The sequence below is a fragment of the Chromobacterium sp. ASV23 genome (assembly GCF_016428945.1).
In the GTDB taxonomy this organism is placed as follows: domain Bacteria; phylum Pseudomonadota; class Gammaproteobacteria; order Burkholderiales; family Chromobacteriaceae; genus Chromobacterium; species Chromobacterium sinusclupearum.
The window spans coordinates 1-17368 of record NZ_JAELTR010000036.1 but is presented as its reverse complement, the minus strand read 5'-3'; the positions used below and the strand labels follow the sequence as shown (position 1 = coordinate 17368).

The window sequence follows — 17368 nt, the reverse complement described above, 5'->3', positions numbered from 1 at the left end:
TTTCGCCCTACAGCCAGCTCTGCCGGGTTGGTGACTGCGACGAAGGAGATGTTCCATGAAACCCGAAGACAGTGTCAGCGACGAGCGTTTGGCAGAGATGGTCTGGGATGCCGTGAGCTCAGGGGCCACCCTGAAGGACGTGCATGGTATTCCGCAGGACATGATGGAAGGCCTGTACGCCCACGCTTACGATTTTTACAACAAGGGAAGACTCGACGAGGCGGAAACCTTTTTCCGTTTCCTCTGCATTTACGACTTCTACAACTCTGACTACATCATGGGGCTGGCTGCCGTGTGCCAGCTTAAGAAGCAGTTCCAGAAAGCCAGCGACCTGTACGCGGTGGCTTTTGCCCTGAGCAAGAATGACTACCGACCGGTGTTCTTCACCGGTCAGTGCCAGCTGTTCATGCGCAAGGCGGCCAAGGCAAGGCAGTGTTTCGAACTGGTGTGCGAACAGAGCGTCGACGAGGCGCTTCGCGCCAAGGCCCAGGTGTATCTGGAGAGCTTGAAGGAAGTGGAAGCCGGGTCATCCCATCAGCAGGAAGAGGAACAGGCATGAATGACGCAAGTGCAATCGGCCGTAGTAGCTATCTGCAAAACCCTCAGCTTGCCGAAGCGGCTTTCGAAAGCGTCCGCAAGGATGGCAATTTTCTCGATGCCGCCGACAAGGCGCTGAAAGCGGTGCTGGCTACCAAGGCCGGCGAAGCCGATGGCAAGCCGCAAGTGAGTGAGCGAGACCTGGCCGCGCCGGCTTTGACGCCACCCACCGTCAAGGGACAGGAAGAACTGAACGGCTCGGGCAAGCTGGCCTTGTTGCTGGGGCAATTGATTGCTCTATTGGGCGACGTGTCGCTGTCGCAGTTGGAAGGTCGCCTAGCCACTTGGCGTGCGATGATGGACGCGCAGAAGGCTATGGGCGAGCAGTTGTCGCAGGAAATGCAGGCTGCGCTGGAAGAGGCGGAGCAGGCGACTGACGCCTATCGGTCAGCGCTGGGCAACCTGAACAACGCCAAGGCAGCGCTGGACGCGGCCAAGCAGAAACTGGCACAGGCGCAAGCCCGGCTAGATGGCTTGTCGCCGAGCGATCCTGGCTATGCCCAGGCGCTGTCTGCGCGCGACCAGGCGCAGATGGAGGCGAATCAGGCGCAGCAGAATGTAGACCAGGCAGACGCGGAGGCCATGGCTGCGCATCAACTGGCCACGAACAAGGCTAAGGTCGCCAACGATCTGCTGACGCAGGCACAGGGATTGGGCACCCGCAATGCGGCGGTCAGCAAGGGTGAAGAGGATAACCTGTCCAATACCGCCAAACTGACCATGCTGATGGCCATGTTCATGGAACTGGTGAATAAGAATAGTGAGGAGAGTCTCAAGAGCGATCTCGCGCTGTTCCAGGCCATGCAGGAAGGCCGCCAGAAGGAAATGGAAAAGAAATCTGCCGAGTACCAAGAAGAAGTACGCAAGGCGGAAGAGCTCAATCGCATCATGGGATGCATTGGCAAGATTCTTGGCGCGCTGCTGACCATTGTCAGCGTCGTGGCCGCTGCGTTCACCGGCGGCGCCAGCCTAGCGCTGGCCGCGGTGGGCGTGGCATTGATGGTGGCCGACGAGATCGTAAAGGCCACCACCGGGGTGTCCTTCATCCAGGAGGCGTTGAAGCCGCTGATGGAGCACGTGCTCAAACCCTTGATGGAGCTGATCGGCAAGGCCATTTCCAAGGCGCTGGAAGCCATGGGGGTAGACAAGAAAACCGCGGACATGGTGGGTTCCATCGTCGGTGCGGTGCTTGCCGCCGTCGCCATGGTGGCGGTGATGGTGGTGGTCGCCGTTGTCGGCAAGGGGGCGGCTGCCAAGCTGGGCAACGCCATGAGTAAGCTTCTGGGCGATGCCATCAAGAAGATCGTGCCCAATGTGCTAAAGGAGTTCGCCAAGAACGGCGGCAAACTGCTGAGCCAAGGCACGCAGCGTCTGACTAACGCGCTGGGCGACGCCGGCAGCAAGATTGGCTTGCGTACCGACGCGCTGAGCAAGGAGATGGTAGCCAATGCGCTCAACCGCGTGGTTGTCGGGGGGCAGTTCGCCCAGACTACCACCCAGGCTGGCGGCCAGGTGGCGGAGGGCGTGTTCCTGAAGAATGCGATCGAGCTCATGGCGGACTTCACGCTGGCCCGCTCCTCTATCGAGCAGATCCAGCAATGGCTGAAGCAGGCGGTGGAAGCCTTCTCCGAAAGTCAGAAGATGACGCAGGAACTGCACAAGAGCATGGCTATCGCCTTGCAGAACAATGCTGAGGCTGGCCGTTTCGTGCTGCGCCAGACCCATGCCTAAATTCAGGAGAATTTCTCATGTTACTGACCAATAGCCATATTTCTGCTCGCGTCAACACACACATTCAGGCCCAGGAGGGGGAGGCCAAGGCGCCGATCCGTGGCGACCAGGTTGACATCGGCGATGTCGACACCGTGGTGGAACAAGCCAGCGTTTGGACGGCAGCGCCCGAAGCGAAGATGGCGGTGCCCGAGCTGCTGCCACCTTCCGCCGACGCAGTGGAAAAGCAGGCCTCTAAGGACTGGTTGCAGAAGACTTTGAAGGACGAATCGTTCAACAAAGTTTCCGCGATGGGACTGAAGAGCATCAAGGGCCTGGCGCACCAGGCGAGCGAACTGTATGACAAGATCTTCGCACTGCTGCTGAGCCTGGAGCTCGCGGCTAACAAGACCAGTCAGCGCAACACTATCCTGGGCAGCGAGCTGGCCAATCTGAACAAAGACTCCATGTACCGCGAGGCGGGCAATGTGTTGGGCGGCAGTACCGCCGGCGCCATCGTGTCTACTTCGCTGGCCGCCGGCAGCCTGGGCATGTCTCTCAAGGGCAGCAAGATTCAGGGCGATGCGCTCAAGCAGAACAAGGTCAAGGTGGACACGCTGACAACCGAGCTGAAGGCCGCCAAGAGCAGCCTGGCCACCCAGGGTAGCATCAAGCTGGGCTCGGACAAGGTGGACGGCGTGACCCAGATCACGACGAAACCTGCGCCAGGCCCGGCGCAGCAAGGCGCCGGCCTGCCTGGCAACGCCGCGCGCGGCGTGACCGATACGGTGGATGGCGTGGCCGACAACGCGGTGAAACTGCAGCCCAGCAACAAGCGTCTGGACCAGCAGCAGATGGGGGCGCTGTACCGGCCAGTCGAGGAAATCGAATCGGACCTGGCGACTCAGCAAAATGCTTTCGACACCAATAACCTGCGCGGCAGGCGCTGGGAAGCCAAGGGCGGCGCGATGGGACAGACTGCTCAGGCGGCCAACACCATCACCCGCGGCGGCGGCGATTACGCCGCCACAGTGGAGCGCGCTGATCAGCAGATCCTGCAGGCCGACAACCGGGTGGCGAATACGGCGGCTGACGAGTCGCGCGATGATGAGCGCAAGCTGGACAGTCTGCGCCAGGAAATGCAGCGTGCACTGGCCGGCATGATGCAGGACACTGCTGCCGCTTCGGGCGCGGTTGCTAGCGCCCGGGCCAGCTGATCCAGTTCTGCTTAGGCGTCTCTTCGCCTGCTTCCCCCGCCGTTTCTGGCGGGGGCCTCCTCCACATTGCTTCCGCCATCGCGCCAGCTTGGCCGGTGCGGCCTTCTGCCGCATGGCTCCGGGCGCAGGTGGCCAGGGGAACCACATGACCAGCATTCAAACTACTTTCACGCCGCCGCTGATGACGGCGTATCCCTCGGCGCAACAGAAAGCGCCATCCGTAGACAGCGATGTCGCCATAGCGCGGGCGCCGATCCCGCCCAGCGCCAAGCAGAGCGCGCTGGAAAACGCCCAGGCCAAGGCCGACGCCTTGCGCCAGGCTTTGGAATCCGGCGACGCCGATGAGCGCGCGCTGACGACGCTGCAGTTTGCCTCCGGGCTTAACGGCCTGGCGGCCAGCGATGTGCCGCTGACGCCGAAGCAGCGCCAGGATGTTCAGACCGCGCTCGCGCCCTTGTCTGGTCAGCAGACGTCGTCGGTGAGCCAGACGGTATTCGAAAGCGATGCGAAGCTGTGGGAAATGATCGCCAAGTATATCGGCGACATCAACAAGGACTATCTTGGCGTCTACGAGAATGTTGTCGGCCAGTACACCGCGTTCTACCAAGCTTTCAGCGAGATCCTGGCCAAGATGGGCGGCTGGATCACTCCAGGCGGCAGTAGCAATACGGTCAAGCTCGACGTTAACGCGCTGAAGAGCGCGCTGCAGCAGCTGAAGGACAAGTTCTCCTTGCCCAACAAGGAGGCCATCCTGTTTCCGGCAGCGGACAGCAACGGCAATGTGACTGGTGCCACACAGGAAAAAGCCGAGGAATGGGCAGACGAGCTGGGTCTGCCGCGCTCCTGCGTCAAGCGGCTGGCAGACGGCAGCTACGTCGTTGTCATCGATATGGCACCGGTCAACACCATGATAGACGAGCTGGGCAAGCTGGGCACGCCGGGTGGCGACGGCAAACTGGAGCTTGATAACGCCAAGTTCCAGGCTTGGCAGTCCGGTTTCAAGTCGCAGGAAGAAAACCTGAAGAATACGCTGCAGACCCTGACGCAGAAGTACAGCAATGCCAACTCCTTGTTCGACAACCTGGTCAAGGTGCTCAGCAGCACCATCAGTTCTTGCCTGGAAACTTGCAAAGCCTTTCTGCAAGGCTGATAGGAGACAGTAATCATGACTATCGCATCCTCCGTATTGCAGCGTGCTCATTCTTGTCCGGATTTGTCCGCGTGGCGCGCCAACGACCGCCCGGCCAGTGCGTTGGGACAGGGGCTGGCCCGGGCGCAAAATTGCCCGGCCTCCTCCTTGCCGCCCAGCGCCGCGCCGGCCGCGGCGGACTCCGCACAGAGCAGCGCCAAGCTGGACCCCAATCAGTTTTCCACGCTAGTCAAGCAACAGGCCCGCGAGGCGCTGTTCGCCGCGGCGGCGTCGCCGGGAAAACAGGCGTTGCTTCGGCAGACACTCGACGCCTCGCACAATACCTATGCGCAGCGCGAAATCGATGCCTTCGCCAAGGTGTATAGCCAGCTGCAGGCCAAGCCTGATCTGAGTGAGGACGCACAGGAGCAGCTCAAGGCGCTGGCGAAGCAGTACACCGAGCTAATCATCAAGGATGGGCTGGGCGGCGATAGGTCCGCCTTTGGCGCGTGGGACTCCAAGGCCAACCAACAGATATACACGCAGCGCAGCGAGCTTGAGCACAAGTTGGCGACATTTGCCAAAGAGCATACCAGCGGCGACTTCCTGAAGCTGGGCAATCAGTTCATGGCTCAGCAGGTGATGCCTTTCATCCAGGCCTATGTGGAAGAACAGCTGGGCGGGCAACAACTGGAGGCGGAGACGCTCAAGAATCTCCACGGCCTGGTGGACCAGGCGGCGAAGCAGGCTTTCGACGCGCTGCGGGAGACGCGGGCCGGGCTGATCGACTTGCAGGGCTACGGCGTCGGCAAGCTGGCGCGCGACCTGGACACGGTAGCCGCGCTGCCGCTATTGCTGCGCAACATCCTGGCCGGACTGCCCAAGGACACGGAGCCGCCGGCGGCCAAACCTCCCGCCGCCGAACCGACGGGCCCCGGCGGCCCTGAGCCCGCCGGGCCGCAGCAGCAGGCGCCGGGCGGAATCACCATCAATGTTGGCGGCATCAGCATCGACAACAGCCAGCACGACAACAGCCGCCATATCGACAACAGCCGCCATATCGACAACAGCCGCCGTTCCACGCGGCGGGGCGGCGGCGGGGGGGCTCCGATAATTCAGAAACTCATATCGTGCTCCAACCTCAGCCAGAGCGGTGTTCACAGCGCGCAGGCTGGCACGGGATTGGCGGGGCCCGCTACAGAGCGTGCCGAGCTTCGCAGGCAGGGGCCTGGGAACGGGCCGCACACGCTGCAACGTACGTCGCAACAGCCCCCCCCGGCTGCGGTGCAGACCCAGGATCAGGCCGACGGCGAAGACAAGTCGACCACCGACGCCAGCATCCAGGCCAGCGCTAGCGTTGGGCACGCGTCCACCGAGGATGATGGCGTGGCCGCTATCGGCAGCAGCGTGTTGCAGCAGACGAATGCAACGGGCGATACAAGGCCCAGTCAAGACTTCTCCAAGCTGAAGTTCCGCGACGGCCCGCTGCGCAATCTGCCGAGTCCGGACTACTTGCGCAGCTGGCAGTTCCACTCTCAGCATGAGCGCCTTCCGGCCGAACGTCTGTTGGTAAGCATGTTGCGCGACGCCTTTGAGCCGCACCCGGCGCAGCCGTTGCAGCTGCGCCGGGACTTTGACCTGATGCGCAACGCGGTGCTGCCCAATGATCTCTCCGGCTGGGGGAAGGAGCAGGACAATGTATTGCAGCAGTTTGCCCAAGGCGAGGCCAGCGACACGCTCAAGGCTTACACCGCGCAATTGAGCCAGCTAGTTTCCCAGCAGCTGCAGGCCAAGAATCCTCTGTTTATACAACTGCGCAGCGAGGCGCAGCGCCTGGCGCGCAGCACCAATCTGCTGAATGGCGGCGGCAACCCGATGCTCACCCCCTTCCTGTCGGCCTTGGCCGTGGTCAAGGCCAGCGCCACAACCACCTCGTCTAGCGCTTCATCGCTGCGGCAGATGGTGCATGGCGTGGGCACGGATCCGATAGCGCGGGCAGACGCCGCGGCGATGACAGATGGCGCGGAAGACGCTGTGACGATGGCGCAGCAGTTCCGTTCGGTGGCGTCTCTTGATTTGCGCCGCGCTGGCGGGGCCAAGTTGGTGAAGGCGCCGCGTTTGATTCCGGGTACGTCGCCGGGTGCTGCCATGCCGAATGACGCCGCAAAGACGGGGCTCAGGGCGCAGGATAATGCTGAGCAGACCGCCACTGTCGATACTGCCGTTGAAACCACGATGAAGACTGGCGCCGCCTTGTCGCCGGTGCAGGAACGGCGGGAATGGACTACCGAGCATTCGGCTGCTGATCGCGACACCCTGTCGCAGAATCAAGGCGCGCGGGAAACATCATCGCCACGGAGCGAGGCCGGACCCATTCGCTCCCAGAAGCCGACCGTTAGCGCCACCGTTGCGGCAGACGCCAGCAAAGACGCAGATTCGTTTGCCGGACTGAAGCTGCAAACACCGCGGGCGCTGTATACCTTGTCGACGGCGGCATCGCGCCAGCGTCAGCAGCAGGCTGGTCTGTTCAACGCGGAGAAGGAACTGTTGCGAGCCTGCATGGATGGCGTGGAGTTGCAGCCCAACCAGCCGCAAGCGGCACGGGCTGAGTTAGCAGAGCTGCGCTTCAAAATGGTCAATGGCCAACACGGCGCGGTGAGTCAGGACGATGCCCAAAAGCTGCGCAGCATGCTGGACTCCAATGCTGAACAGCTGAAAGCGCGCAAGGAGGCGCTGAAGCGCCTGGTGGGCGACATGGTGTGCCAGAACGGCATGTTCTCCAACGACGACAAGGTGAAATCCGCCCCTCCGGTGGTGGCGACCGTCATGGAGTGGTTGAAGCCGGAGAGCAACGAGTCGTGGCAGGACTGGGCAGCCCAGATGCGCCCGGCCAGGCAGGGCGATCCGCTTAAGCCGCAGCCGGTTACTTTGAGCACCGATGGCCTGCATTTCGATGCGAGGAACTTGCGCAATGTACCCAAGGATTGAACAAAGCGTGCTGGAGTTGATGATCGAGCATCTGTCGGTGGACCCCGCCCAGCTGGATCCTGAAGCCCAATTGGTGGACCAGCTCTACCTCGACTCGCTGGACCTGATGGACCTGCTGCTGACCTTGAATGACGCCTTCGATATCGAGCTGGGCGTCGAAGACTTGGTCAGCATCAAGACGGTGGCCGATGTGTGTCGGGCGGTTGAGCGCCGCTTGGCGGGCGCGGGCCAGCATGAAGGAGGGCAACCTTGAGATAAGGAGGATTTGTTGCCGTTAAAGATAGGGCCGACAAGGCCCATGCAATGGAAGGCGGGGCTGCCAGTAATGGCAGATGAGGCAGGCAGCCCGCTGCAACAGCGCTTGCGCGCGGTGGAGGGGGGAGCTGACTTGACGCTGGAGGACAGCGGCGAAGAGCCGCTGCGTCCGCCGCGTCTGGAGAAGCGTTTGAGCCGCGTCGGTATGCGCCCGCTCTCCGCGCTATCGCAGGCGAGTGTATTGCAGGCGAGTGAGCTGAAGAGGCTGTGCCTGCAGCTGGCCGAGCAGGATTTCGATAACGACGATTGTGATGACGTCGATATCGACGATGCCATCGTGCGCCACCCGCAGCCGACAACTCCGCGCCCGCCACAGCGCGGTGAGTGGCTGTTGATGTGCTTGCACTGGCTGCATGGAGTCTGGTATCGCTATCGGCCGCCTCGTCGTCGCCGTGCTCGCCGCCTTCCGCGAGTCATCGCCACACAGCAGGGACGTGGGGCGAAGTCCTGATTCATCAGCTTTACATCAGGATCTCTTTGAGTACTTTGCCTACGCTCAATGCATCCCGGCTGGACCTCAACAATAACAAGCGGCGTACAACGCCATAGAGATGAATACGATGGATATGCACAAAGAATACTTGGCTCGCCTGGGTGAACGCCTGGGCCTGCCCTTGAGTTTTGACGATAACCGCCAATGTCTGCTGATGCTGGATGAACAGCTGCTGCTCGCGCTGCAAGCCGACGATCAAGGCTGGACCTTGCGTGGCCTGCTGGGCAAGGTGAGCCCGGATAGGGGCGCCGCTTTCTGGCGCGAGCTGTTGATGATGAACCTGGAGCTGCACGCCCAGCGCGCGGGCGCGCTGGCTTACGAGCCCGAAGCGCAGGCGTTGCTCTACTTGGAGCGTATCGAAGAACCGGGCGACACCGCCGCAGTCTTTGAGCGACTGGAGATCTTTACCAACCGCCAGGAAAAGCTCAGCGCAATGGTCCGCGACACTGAACAATTGCGGGGGAAATGATGGCTCTGACACTGAACACTAACTATGTAAGCGCTGTCGGGCCGGATCAACGCCTGCGTACTGATCAAGTGCAAGACCAAGTCGACGTGCACGTCGCGCGCGAAGGATTGGGCGGCCGCGTGCTCAGCTGGCTGGGACAGTTGCCGCTGTTACGCAATCTCGATGCGGTGCGGGCGCACGTGCAAACCATCAAGATGGAAAACCAGGCCGCGCTGGAGACTTTCATCCAGACCTTGTCCCCGCAATATCGCGATGGCGCTTTGCGCGATGCTGGGCTGGATCTGAATAATCCCAAGCCTTTGACCATGCGCTTGATCCGACAAGTTGAGCAGTCCGTGGAGAGGCAGCAACAGGCGGAGCCTGTGCACGTCAGTTTTGCCGAGTTGAAAGCGCAAGGAAGGATCCCGGACGCCACGCCGCCGTGCCAGACCGTGCCAAGCCGTGCTGTGTCCACTCCGATGGCTCCGGCCGTCCCGGTCGATCCCCAGGCTCTGCTGAGTGAATTGGACAAAGCGCTGGGCAGCGTAAACCGGCCGGAGTATGCGGCCCCCAACTCGATCACCCATGCTCGCTTCTCACCGTCTTCAGTTCCCACCGCTGGCGCTACCCAGGTGGGCCAACTGGCGGTGAATCGGATCGCCATCGAAGGCCGTCCGGCCGCCTTGGCTGGCCAGTACCCTGGCGATAGCCAGCGGGCGATGGGAGCGTACCTGCGCATGGTGGTCGAGCAGGGCTGCTCGTCGCTGATGGTGCTGGCCGAAGATAAGAAGATCGGCACAGGCAATTCCCCGATGCTGGCTTACTTCAAGGATGGTAAACGTACCTACGATGACGTCACCATCACCAGCACAACGCCAAAGGGCGGGGAGATCGACCTGGACGGTCTGCATGTCCATCGCTATGAACTGACGATTGCCGTGCCTGGGCGCGAGCCTTTCACCCTGCCGGCCTTGCACGTCATGGACTGGGAGGACCACAAAACGGTCAAGGACGCCGCGCAGCTGGAAAAGCTGGCCCAGCTGGCGCGCGAAGTGGACGACGAGGGTAAGGCGCTGCGTGAGCCCATCTACGCCAACGTCGCCGCTCCAGAGGCATTGCCCATGATCCACTGCCGCGGTGGTGTCGGCCGCACCGGCACGCTGATCGCAGCCATGGAACTGGTCAAACCAGACTCCAAGGCCAGTCTGGAGCGAATCATCGCTGACGAGCGCGCCACGCGTAACCACCGCATGGCGGAGGATAAAGGCCAGCGCGAGCAACTGGTCGAGTTGGCGCAGCGTCAAGGCAAGGCCGTATTGACCCCGAGCGAGCCTGTCTACGTCAACTTCTGATCTGTCCGCATCCCCCGGCCAAGTGGTTGGGGGATTTTTTCATTCCTGATTTGGAGTTCCCATGCCCAACCTCTCGATACGTGGCGGCGGCACGTCCATCGTCCCGCGCGCGGATAGCAGTGCTGTGACGCGCAGTAGCGTTGGTACCAGGCCCTTGGCCCGGGCCGTTACTTCTGTGCGTCAGGGCGGGGCTACCCCCGCGTTGGCTACACCGCTGGCCCGTTTGCCCGCAGGGCTCGCATCGCAGGCTCGTCTGGCAACGGCCTCTCAGCGGAATACGATGCATGCAACTGCCGTGCCTGCTACCGTTTCGCCCGCCGGCAGCGCAACGCAGCCTACAGATGCTCGGCCGGTGGCGGTGCTCAGCGGACCCATGCTGGGGTTGGAGATCGAACTGCACGGAGTCCGCGTCAGTGGCGTGGGGGTTGACAATAAGGTCACGCTGGCGCAAACGGCTGCTCGTGATGCCAACGGCAACCCTTTGCTCAAGCTGGTAGTGGATGGCGCGCACCGGGACAAATCTTGTGTCGAGATCGTGACTGCTCCACAGGCGTTTCAGTCCGGACCATTGCGTGATGCTCTTGACTTGCTGCAGCAGCAGAGCAAACAGCTGGCTCAACAGAGCCGCAACGCGAAGACCAAGCCGCAGATGGAGGATCTGATCAAGGCCTTCAATACCTCGCTGAAAGGGGACGCCACACGCTTCCTGCTGTCTGCGGGTGAGATCAAGGCGCGCATCGCTGCGCCTGGCGTTAATGACAAGCGCGGCAACGATTACCAGCAGACCAATGTCATGGTGCCATATGCTGCACTGGCTCAAAAGGATAGTGGCATTGGCGAGTTGTTCTTCAGTTCTGCTCTACAGCGCGCGCGCTTTAGTAAATCAGTGGATCAGGCGAATGGGCTGACAGATACCATGCTGCGCCGTATTGGTCATCAAGGGGATGCTCCCATGGTGCGTGCTTTTCTGTGCCAGATGATTTATCAGGATTCGATCTTGAATGAGAAAGCGGAGGACTCAGAGTTTTATAAGGACGCTTTTCCCTTCTTTATCAAGACTACATTACATGATGTGCTATTTTCTTTATTGAGCAAAGAAGATGTAGCTGTTTTGTCTCGCTTTGTTAGTCAGCCCGATTTTCAGCAACAAATGAAGGCCGCCATCCTGGCAACTTTTTCTGAGCAAAGCCCGCGAGTAAACTTTTTATCGTCTGCTCTTGTTCTGCACCCCGAGACCTTGGATTTTCGCGCCGCCTGTGAGCCACAGGAGTTGCAATGGTCGAATCTCGATATGGGTAGCGGGCACGAAATCCATCACGCAACCGTGTCCGCCATTGCAAAAAATGGGCGTCGCAAGGATTTCTTTGCCAATGCTGATTTTGAATATGGTGAGTGGACGCGTGCGCATATCGTATCTCCCTACATAGGCTCGCGTTTGCCTGCCTTTATGGATGGTGCCGGCCGTTCCTATGTTGTTGCCGAAGCTAGAAAGGCGACATGCCCATTGAACAAAGACTTTGATCAATCGCTGGCGTCTCCGGCGTTTCAGCGGCTTTTCTCTCATTTCGATTGAGTATTGGGCAAGTGGTAGGGTGATGGCTATTCATATCAGACAAGGCGGAAAGGTGGTGAGTCTGCAGCTGTTGTGGCAAATGGAGCGCTTGTTGCACAACAGCATGCAGGGGCAGGCCTGCAATGCCGCCCAGCAAGCACGGCAACGCGCTATTTTGCTGTGTGAACGGCTGGGCAAGGAGTTTCTGTCTCGTGGGGCTGAGGATGGGGTCTCAATCTATTTGACGGACCAGGAGGTTGAGACGCTAGGCAGCGCAATGAAACTGTTAGGGTGGCGGGCGCAGTAATGAGCGATTCCTGATAGTGGATTGTTTTTAATGGATTATTATTTTATTAAGTAAAGAAAATTCAATACGTTGATCATTAAAGCAATCACTGGATAGGTATTTATATGACACTTGCTCAAGTATCTGGCATCAGCTGGAATGCGCAAACCCGCCAGTTGGCGATTGACAATACCCAGGTCGCCGAATTACGTCGCAATATCGCCCAAAGCCAGGCCTTTTTCTCTCTGACCGTGAACGACAAGGAATATCGCGCTAGCGTGGACAATAACGGCAAGATTCAGGTTCGGCGCAACTGGGAGGGGCGCAGCCTGCTATCTCGACTATTCAAGCCGCTATACGGTCATTGCTCGCGTGAGCTGACGATGGCGCTGAATAAGATGGATAAAACGGAGAGCAATATTTTCGAGAAGAATCGACTAGAGTGCAATTCCATTTATGCCGAAAATTTTGCCCGCTTTTGCGGCGAGTTGCGGAGACGCGTCGAGAACAACCCTGGTAGTAGTGATCTGCGTGGATTATTCCGTGAAGAGTGCCCTAAACCGAAGGCGGAGAAAATAATGCGTGAAATGGGGCGGAATAGCATGATTGCCTTTGATGATCTACAAGGTACCGACTTGGCCTCGATCGTCAAACGTGGCAAGGTGAGCGTTAATATTGAGGAGATGGGTGATTTAATCGCTAAGCTAGATTCGATTGACAAGAAAGAATCTCTCACCGAGCAAGATGTAATCGACAAGCAACAGTTACATAAAGATATTGCTATTCGATACAGGAAATTGGTGCGTGCGGAGTATGTGAATCCGCTACAGCGTCAGTGTAAGGAAAATGCAGTCTCTACTTTTGCACTTTGTTATAAGCATGCGGAAGAAAAAGGGGAGTTTTCCAAGGAAGTTATTTCTATCTGTGCAGCTTTGTTCATGTCCGAAACAAACGATGGTGCCAGGTTGGTGCACTCGAGAGGCAATCAACTGACCCGCGCGGTGCTTTCCAACTGGCCCGATAGCGCCAACCGGCCTCCAGTTGCGCCTAAACCCAAGCTGTCTACTGCCGAAAACGGTGCATTTCCTCCTGTGAAAGGAGCAGAATTTGGTAATGTCATCGCCCAATTGGAAAGTGTTTTTGCTAACCGTGGCTCTGTGTAAATGAGCCTGTATACAAGCCCTGAAATATTGCAGGGCTTTTTTAATTTTTCATGCAATGGCTAGTTTTTGCAAGTGAGCATCCTCAGCGCAACCTATGATTTTTTGTATAACCGGCACGTAAACCATGGAGGAGTCGGAATGCATGTATCTAGCACACCTATAGTACACACCCGTCACGAGGCATCCACTGAGGCTGCCCAGATCAAGGGGCTGGGTATGCCACGCCGTTTGGCGGCTGCCGTCACGCATTGTGCCAACACCGCCGCGCAACCGCCCCAGGCGGAGCGGCGGGGCAAAGAAGGAAAGTTGCCAGGCGCGCAGCAAGCGCTGCGAGCCAAGCAGGAGAAATATTTTAGCCGCAACATACCGGCACGCCAGCCGCTGATGAATCGCTCGGGTGTTTCCCGGCCAGAGCATCACATGATGAAGGCCGTCGCGGAACTCAACGTTAGCGAGACGGCGCGCCGAGACCCGATATATGCGCAGCAAGTCATCGATGCTGTGTACGCCTCGACGTACAGCGCAGCCAAGGATGCCTTCGGACGCTTATGTGTCGAGCGCGGAGCGAGAGTGCCCGACGGGTATTTGCAGGAGATTGGCGCGGCGGCCCATGCGCTCCGCATTGCCTGCGAGGAGAAGGACGGCATTTATACGCCAAAGGCAGCAGGAGCCAATCCCTTCGTCACGCCAGTGCTTTCTTCCATGCAAAAACAATTCACCGCCTACATGAACCAGCCCGGCCAGGGGGCGCGCCTTCGTGCACATGTAGAGGCGGCTATCGCGAAGGAAATCGCGCCGCAGGCCCCCGAGCGTGGCATGTTGTCCCCGGATGAGTTTGTCGCCCAGCTGGCCGAGATTGGAAAGCGTTGGGAACAGCAGTTGCCGCATCTGATCTAGGAAGATGAACACCATGCCCACCGCTACCATTAGCCCGGGAATCCGCTTGCCAAATATTCCTGCCTGCGCGGAGCGCCATGCGGCGCATGGGGTGGGCGCCGTTTTGCGCGGCGGGTTCGGCGCGCCTTTGCGCCGGCCGGCTGCCGCGCCGGCCTCGCTGGGCCTTGCCCCTGCTCGCAGCGCTGCCCCTTTGCAGGACGTTCTTGCCTCGTATCACCAGGGTCATCCCGGCCGATTGCTGCGCGACCTGGCGCAGAGGCCGGCGCTGGGGGCGTATCTGCAGAAACACGGCGGTGGCTTGGCGTTCAAGGCGGAGAGCCTGACGCCGCTACAGTTCAAGACGCTGCTGGCGGAGCTGAAAAAGGCCGGCCATGGCCTGGGCAGCCGCCTGCCCGGACAGTTGCGTCAGGCTTGGCAGTCGGCCGCGCCCCTGATTCTGGAGGAACCGGCCGGCTCCGCAGCGCAGGCGTCTGATACGCAGCCTGCGGCTCAGGATGGAAACCCATTTGGCATTCAGGATGCCGCGCCGGTGAGCGCATCGCATCTCCACCGCGGTGATGATATCGCCCAAAACGCAATGCCAGCCTATCCTGAATGGCTTAATCCCTTTGCTATCGAGGTAGGAAAAGTCTCCGCTGCGTCCTGTTTCGCGGAGGCAGCGGAGACGGGCCTGTCCGCCGTGCTGCTGCAACTGCTCAACCGCTATTTGTATACTCGAGATGGCTATTCCTTCGGAAAGGCCAATGGCCGACATGTCGATAAGTTGCGTCAAGACATCGAGTCCAGCCCCGCGATTGCTCGCCACCTTGTATTAAGCGGCGATAAGGGGCAAGAGGCAGTGACGTGGCGGACTGAGCCAAGCACACGCGACGAGTTGCAGCAATTGCTGCAGGCCTTGCAGGCCCGTCACGCCGCTGGCGGCAGCCTGTCGCGTTTGCTCGCCCAGGGGGTCTTCGTGGATGCAGGTTACCGCCTGTTAGATGATGCCAAGCATGACGCTATCGTCCACCATGCGGCCCGCCCGGCTGCGCACAGGCCAGGCAAGGCGGAGGTGGTGGAGATGAAGCGCCAGGTCATGCAGGATGTGCTGCAACACTTCAGCGACCCGCGGCGTCATGCTCTGCCGCTGCCCGGCGCGGAACTGGCGCCGCTGATTGCCCACTACGGCCGGGTGGAGCAGGACCAGGCTCGGGCGCTGCAGGTAGTACGGCAGTTGGAGAACAAGCATGCGCCCAGTCTGGACGACCATGGGCTGTTCGACGCGCTGCAGCGATTCTTCCACCGAATCAAGACAGAGGAACGCGTGGAGCGGTTTGAAGACAGCGTGGGTATGGCTGCCGGCAATTTCCACAAGAAAATGGTTGAAGAACTGGCTCGGGTGCGGGAGCGCCACGCGCCGGAGCAGGTGGCAGAGCGGGCCAAGATTGCGCTGGATCAGCATCTGGAAGCGGCGCATGCAAGATACGCCGGCCACGCGGCAGGCAAGAATATCTACCCGCAGCGGTTGGACCGGACGTCGCCGGTAGCGGGGCAGATCGATGCGGAGGCCCATCGCAACTACCGGCAGGTGACTCAGGGCATCGTGAGCCAATATGAAAATGGGTTCATGCGTATCCTGCATCGCGCTGTTGCTTCATTCTCTGCCGCAGAATTTTTGAAGGGAAAGAGCAGGGAGCGGGTGGTGCGCAATGCGATCAAGCTCAACGATGGCCTGTGCGAACTATATCTGGTGGCGGAACGACAGCATCTTGCCAATCGGAAAGTGTTGCAGGAACTTTCGCTTGGATACATGGAGAGTGGGGAGTTGGATGCGGTGTTTCAAGAACAGCTCAAGCAACTGGTTACCGTCCTGCGAAGCAAGTTTCTCTTGAACTATCAGGATGCATTGCACCGTTACGTCGCAGATATCGACAAGATCAAACCAGCCCGTCCCGGCAAATTCAGCGCTGAATTTAAACTTGTCCGGGAACTAGCCAACATCTCCGGCGAGTTGACCGCTGATGTGGATCGAATCCGTAGCGAGCGTCTTCCCAAGTGGCTGTCGCTGGATGGCGACGCTTTGCCGCAGGAGGTCAAGAAGGCGACGGCACCGATATTGGCAGCGCTGCGCGAGCGTCTGCCTAAAGCGAAGACTGTGGGCCAGACTCTGAGATCGGCATTCGCTCGAGCATTTAAGCCGACGCCGGCGCGCATTTTGGGCGGCCTACCCTTGATCGGAGGCTTGGCGTTTTCCCTTGCCGCCTTGCCGACCGCTGTGGCGGTCCCTCTGGGCATTGCTGCAGCCGTCACTCTGCCAGTCGCCTTGCTGGGTTGGGTGGGGTGGAATATTTACAAGCGCTTCGATGAGCGCAGCGAGCTGAACCAATTGCGGAAGCAAATGGAGCAGCAATGGAAGAGGATCGAGTCACCCGCGCTGTAGGTTTGTTGACCATCAAAAGCAGGAATATCAAAGCTATACCGGCCATTTTTCATCATTGTGTTAGTGAATTGCTGTGTTATATCAGCTTTGAGCCTTCGGCACTGGTTGCCGATCAGGACGTTGTCACCTCTCTAAGTGGAGCAGCGTATGCCATGCATCTTGGCTGTATCGACCGGAATAGCTGGTTTATGTAGCTTGATCCGGCATCACGCTTGATGTAGAGGTGCAGGCGCGTTTGCTGCCGCATGACCAACTGACCGCCCAACCGTGGCCGCCAATGGGCAGACTGGATTCAAACGGTCGGCCGTGCTGCTGGTTTGAGTTTGCCTTGTTACGGTTGTGACCAGCTGACGCTGGTCGGCAGGTTTTACTTAACTCCCCTTATATAGGCTATCTTAAAATATTTTATATGACTAGTTCTGTATTGGGGTTTATCTCGTTGCATTTGGTGTAAAAATTAACACCTATATTATTTTTGATGTGCTTTTTCATTAATTTCTTGATGCATGGAAAATGCTTCTGGTATTTCAATGTGAGGATGATTATAAATTCAGATGGAGATTTTAATGGTAGGTCAAGAAACCGTAGCGATATGTGCTGTTTATATTCAGGAAGGCTTGATGACCAACCCTGAGGTTGATTATATGCTTCTCCTTGAGTATTTTGAATTTGAGAATAGACATATTGCAAAAGAGGTAAGTTGTTATGCCTGTCTCTTATACACATCTCCGAGCCCACGAGACTCAAAAAGGGGGGGGGGGGGGGGGGGGGGGGGGGGGGGGGGGGGGGGGGGGGGGGGGGG

General features: G+C 59.2%; 15 protein-coding genes. All 15 read left to right on the top strand.

Going from position 1 to position 17368, the window contains the following annotated elements:
• The first annotated feature begins 55 nt into the window (after positions 1 to 55).
• The 15 genes from sicA to JHD59_RS14480 all read left to right on the top strand — a co-directional run bounded on the left by sicA (position 56) and on the right by JHD59_RS14480 (position 16760).
• The gene (gene sicA / locus JHD59_RS14550; RefSeq protein WP_103316668.1) at positions 56 to 559 is read left to right on the top strand and encodes a type III secretion system translocator chaperone SicA; all 504 of its coding nucleotides are present in this window, start codon (positions 56 to 58) and stop codon (positions 557 to 559) included.
• The gene (locus JHD59_RS14545) at positions 556 to 2328 is read left to right on the top strand and encodes a type III secretion system needle tip complex protein (RefSeq protein ID WP_103316667.1); all 1773 of its coding nucleotides are present in this window, start codon (positions 556 to 558) and stop codon (positions 2326 to 2328) included. The genes sicA and JHD59_RS14545 overlap by 4 nt, the downstream gene beginning before the upstream one ends.
• A 17-nt stretch (positions 2329 to 2345) precedes the next feature.
• The gene (locus tag JHD59_RS14540; RefSeq protein WP_199154766.1) at positions 2346 to 3524 is read left to right on the top strand and encodes an IpaC/SipC family type III secretion system effector; all 1179 of its coding nucleotides are present in this window, start codon (positions 2346 to 2348) and stop codon (positions 3522 to 3524) included.
• Positions 3525 to 3669: 145 nt separating this feature from the next.
• Complete coding sequence (sctA, locus tag JHD59_RS14535) at positions 3670 to 4674, top strand: type III secretion system needle tip protein SctA (RefSeq protein WP_199154765.1); 1005 nt, start codon at positions 3670 to 3672, stop codon at positions 4672 to 4674.
• Between the two features lie 15 nt (positions 4675 to 4689).
• The gene (locus JHD59_RS14530; RefSeq protein ID WP_199154764.1) at positions 4690 to 7641 is read left to right on the top strand and encodes a hypothetical protein; all 2952 of its coding nucleotides are present in this window, start codon (positions 4690 to 4692) and stop codon (positions 7639 to 7641) included.
• Complete coding sequence (locus JHD59_RS14525) at positions 7625 to 7894, top strand: acyl carrier protein (protein ID WP_199154763.1); 270 nt, start codon at positions 7625 to 7627, stop codon at positions 7892 to 7894. The genes JHD59_RS14530 and JHD59_RS14525 overlap by 17 nt, the downstream gene beginning before the upstream one ends.
• Positions 7895 to 7966: 72 nt before the next feature.
• Positions 7967 to 8407: a hypothetical protein gene (locus JHD59_RS14520; RefSeq protein WP_199154762.1), complete on the top strand. Its 441-nt coding sequence runs from the start codon at positions 7967 to 7969 to the stop codon at positions 8405 to 8407.
• A gap of 100 nt (positions 8408 to 8507) precedes the next feature.
• Positions 8508 to 8918, top strand: a complete 411-nt coding sequence (gene sicP / locus JHD59_RS14515) for a chaperone SicP (protein WP_199154761.1) — start codon at positions 8508 to 8510, stop codon at positions 8916 to 8918.
• On the top strand, positions 8918 to 10249 hold the full coding sequence (locus tag JHD59_RS14510) for a type III secretion system effector BopA family protein (RefSeq protein WP_199154760.1): 1332 nt from the start codon (positions 8918 to 8920) through the stop codon (positions 10247 to 10249). Before sicP ends, JHD59_RS14510 begins: the two co-directional genes overlap by 1 nt.
• 61 nt (positions 10250 to 10310) lie before the next feature.
• Complete coding sequence (locus tag JHD59_RS14505; RefSeq protein WP_199154759.1) at positions 10311 to 11822, top strand: hypothetical protein; 1512 nt, start codon at positions 10311 to 10313, stop codon at positions 11820 to 11822.
• Between the two features lie 55 nt (positions 11823 to 11877).
• Positions 11878 to 12108: a hypothetical protein gene (locus JHD59_RS14500; RefSeq protein ID WP_199154758.1), complete on the top strand. Its 231-nt coding sequence runs from the start codon at positions 11878 to 11880 to the stop codon at positions 12106 to 12108.
• A 104-nt stretch (positions 12109 to 12212) separates the two neighbouring features.
• Positions 12213 to 13250: a hypothetical protein gene (locus tag JHD59_RS14495; protein ID WP_199154757.1), complete on the top strand. Its 1038-nt coding sequence runs from the start codon at positions 12213 to 12215 to the stop codon at positions 13248 to 13250.
• A gap of 216 nt (positions 13251 to 13466) precedes the next feature.
• The gene (locus tag JHD59_RS14490) at positions 13467 to 14147 is read left to right on the top strand and encodes a hypothetical protein (RefSeq protein WP_199154756.1); all 681 of its coding nucleotides are present in this window, start codon (positions 13467 to 13469) and stop codon (positions 14145 to 14147) included.
• 13 nt (positions 14148 to 14160) lie between these two features.
• Complete coding sequence (locus JHD59_RS14485) at positions 14161 to 16566, top strand: hypothetical protein (RefSeq protein ID WP_199154755.1); 2406 nt, start codon at positions 14161 to 14163, stop codon at positions 16564 to 16566.
• Positions 16536 to 16760 carry a hypothetical protein gene (locus JHD59_RS14480; RefSeq protein ID WP_199154754.1) on the top strand — a complete coding sequence of 75 codons (225 nt, stop codon included), beginning with the start codon at positions 16536 to 16538 and terminating at the stop codon, positions 16758 to 16760. Before JHD59_RS14485 ends, JHD59_RS14480 begins: the two co-directional genes overlap by 31 nt.
• The last annotated feature ends 608 nt before the right edge of the window (positions 16761 to 17368 follow it).

Coding starts and splice junctions, on each gene's coding strand:
- JHD59_RS14545 (WP_103316667.1), top strand. CDS start 556: ATGAATGACGCAAGTGCAATCGGCCGTAGTAGCTATCTGCAAAACCCT.
- JHD59_RS14520 (WP_199154762.1), top strand. CDS start 7,967: ATGGCAGATGAGGCAGGCAGCCCGCTGCAACAGCGCTTGCGCGCGGTG.
- sicA (WP_103316668.1), top strand. CDS start 56: ATGAAACCCGAAGACAGTGTCAGCGACGAGCGTTTGGCAGAGATGGTC.
- JHD59_RS14480 (WP_199154754.1), top strand. CDS start 16,536: ATGGAAGAGGATCGAGTCACCCGCGCTGTAGGTTTGTTGACCATCAAA.
- JHD59_RS14510 (WP_199154760.1), top strand. CDS start 8,918: ATGGCTCTGACACTGAACACTAACTATGTAAGCGCTGTCGGGCCGGAT.
- sicP (WP_199154761.1), top strand. CDS start 8,508: ATGAATACGATGGATATGCACAAAGAATACTTGGCTCGCCTGGGTGAA.
- JHD59_RS14505 (WP_199154759.1), top strand. CDS start 10,311: ATGCCCAACCTCTCGATACGTGGCGGCGGCACGTCCATCGTCCCGCGC.
- JHD59_RS14525 (WP_199154763.1), top strand. CDS start 7,625: ATGTACCCAAGGATTGAACAAAGCGTGCTGGAGTTGATGATCGAGCAT.
- JHD59_RS14495 (WP_199154757.1), top strand. CDS start 12,213: ATGACACTTGCTCAAGTATCTGGCATCAGCTGGAATGCGCAAACCCGC.
- JHD59_RS14540 (WP_199154766.1), top strand. CDS start 2,346: ATGTTACTGACCAATAGCCATATTTCTGCTCGCGTCAACACACACATT.
- JHD59_RS14530 (WP_199154764.1), top strand. CDS start 4,690: ATGACTATCGCATCCTCCGTATTGCAGCGTGCTCATTCTTGTCCGGAT.
- sctA (WP_199154765.1), top strand. CDS start 3,670: ATGACCAGCATTCAAACTACTTTCACGCCGCCGCTGATGACGGCGTAT.
- JHD59_RS14490 (WP_199154756.1), top strand. CDS start 13,467: ATGCCACGCCGTTTGGCGGCTGCCGTCACGCATTGTGCCAACACCGCC.
- JHD59_RS14485 (WP_199154755.1), top strand. CDS start 14,161: ATGCCCACCGCTACCATTAGCCCGGGAATCCGCTTGCCAAATATTCCT.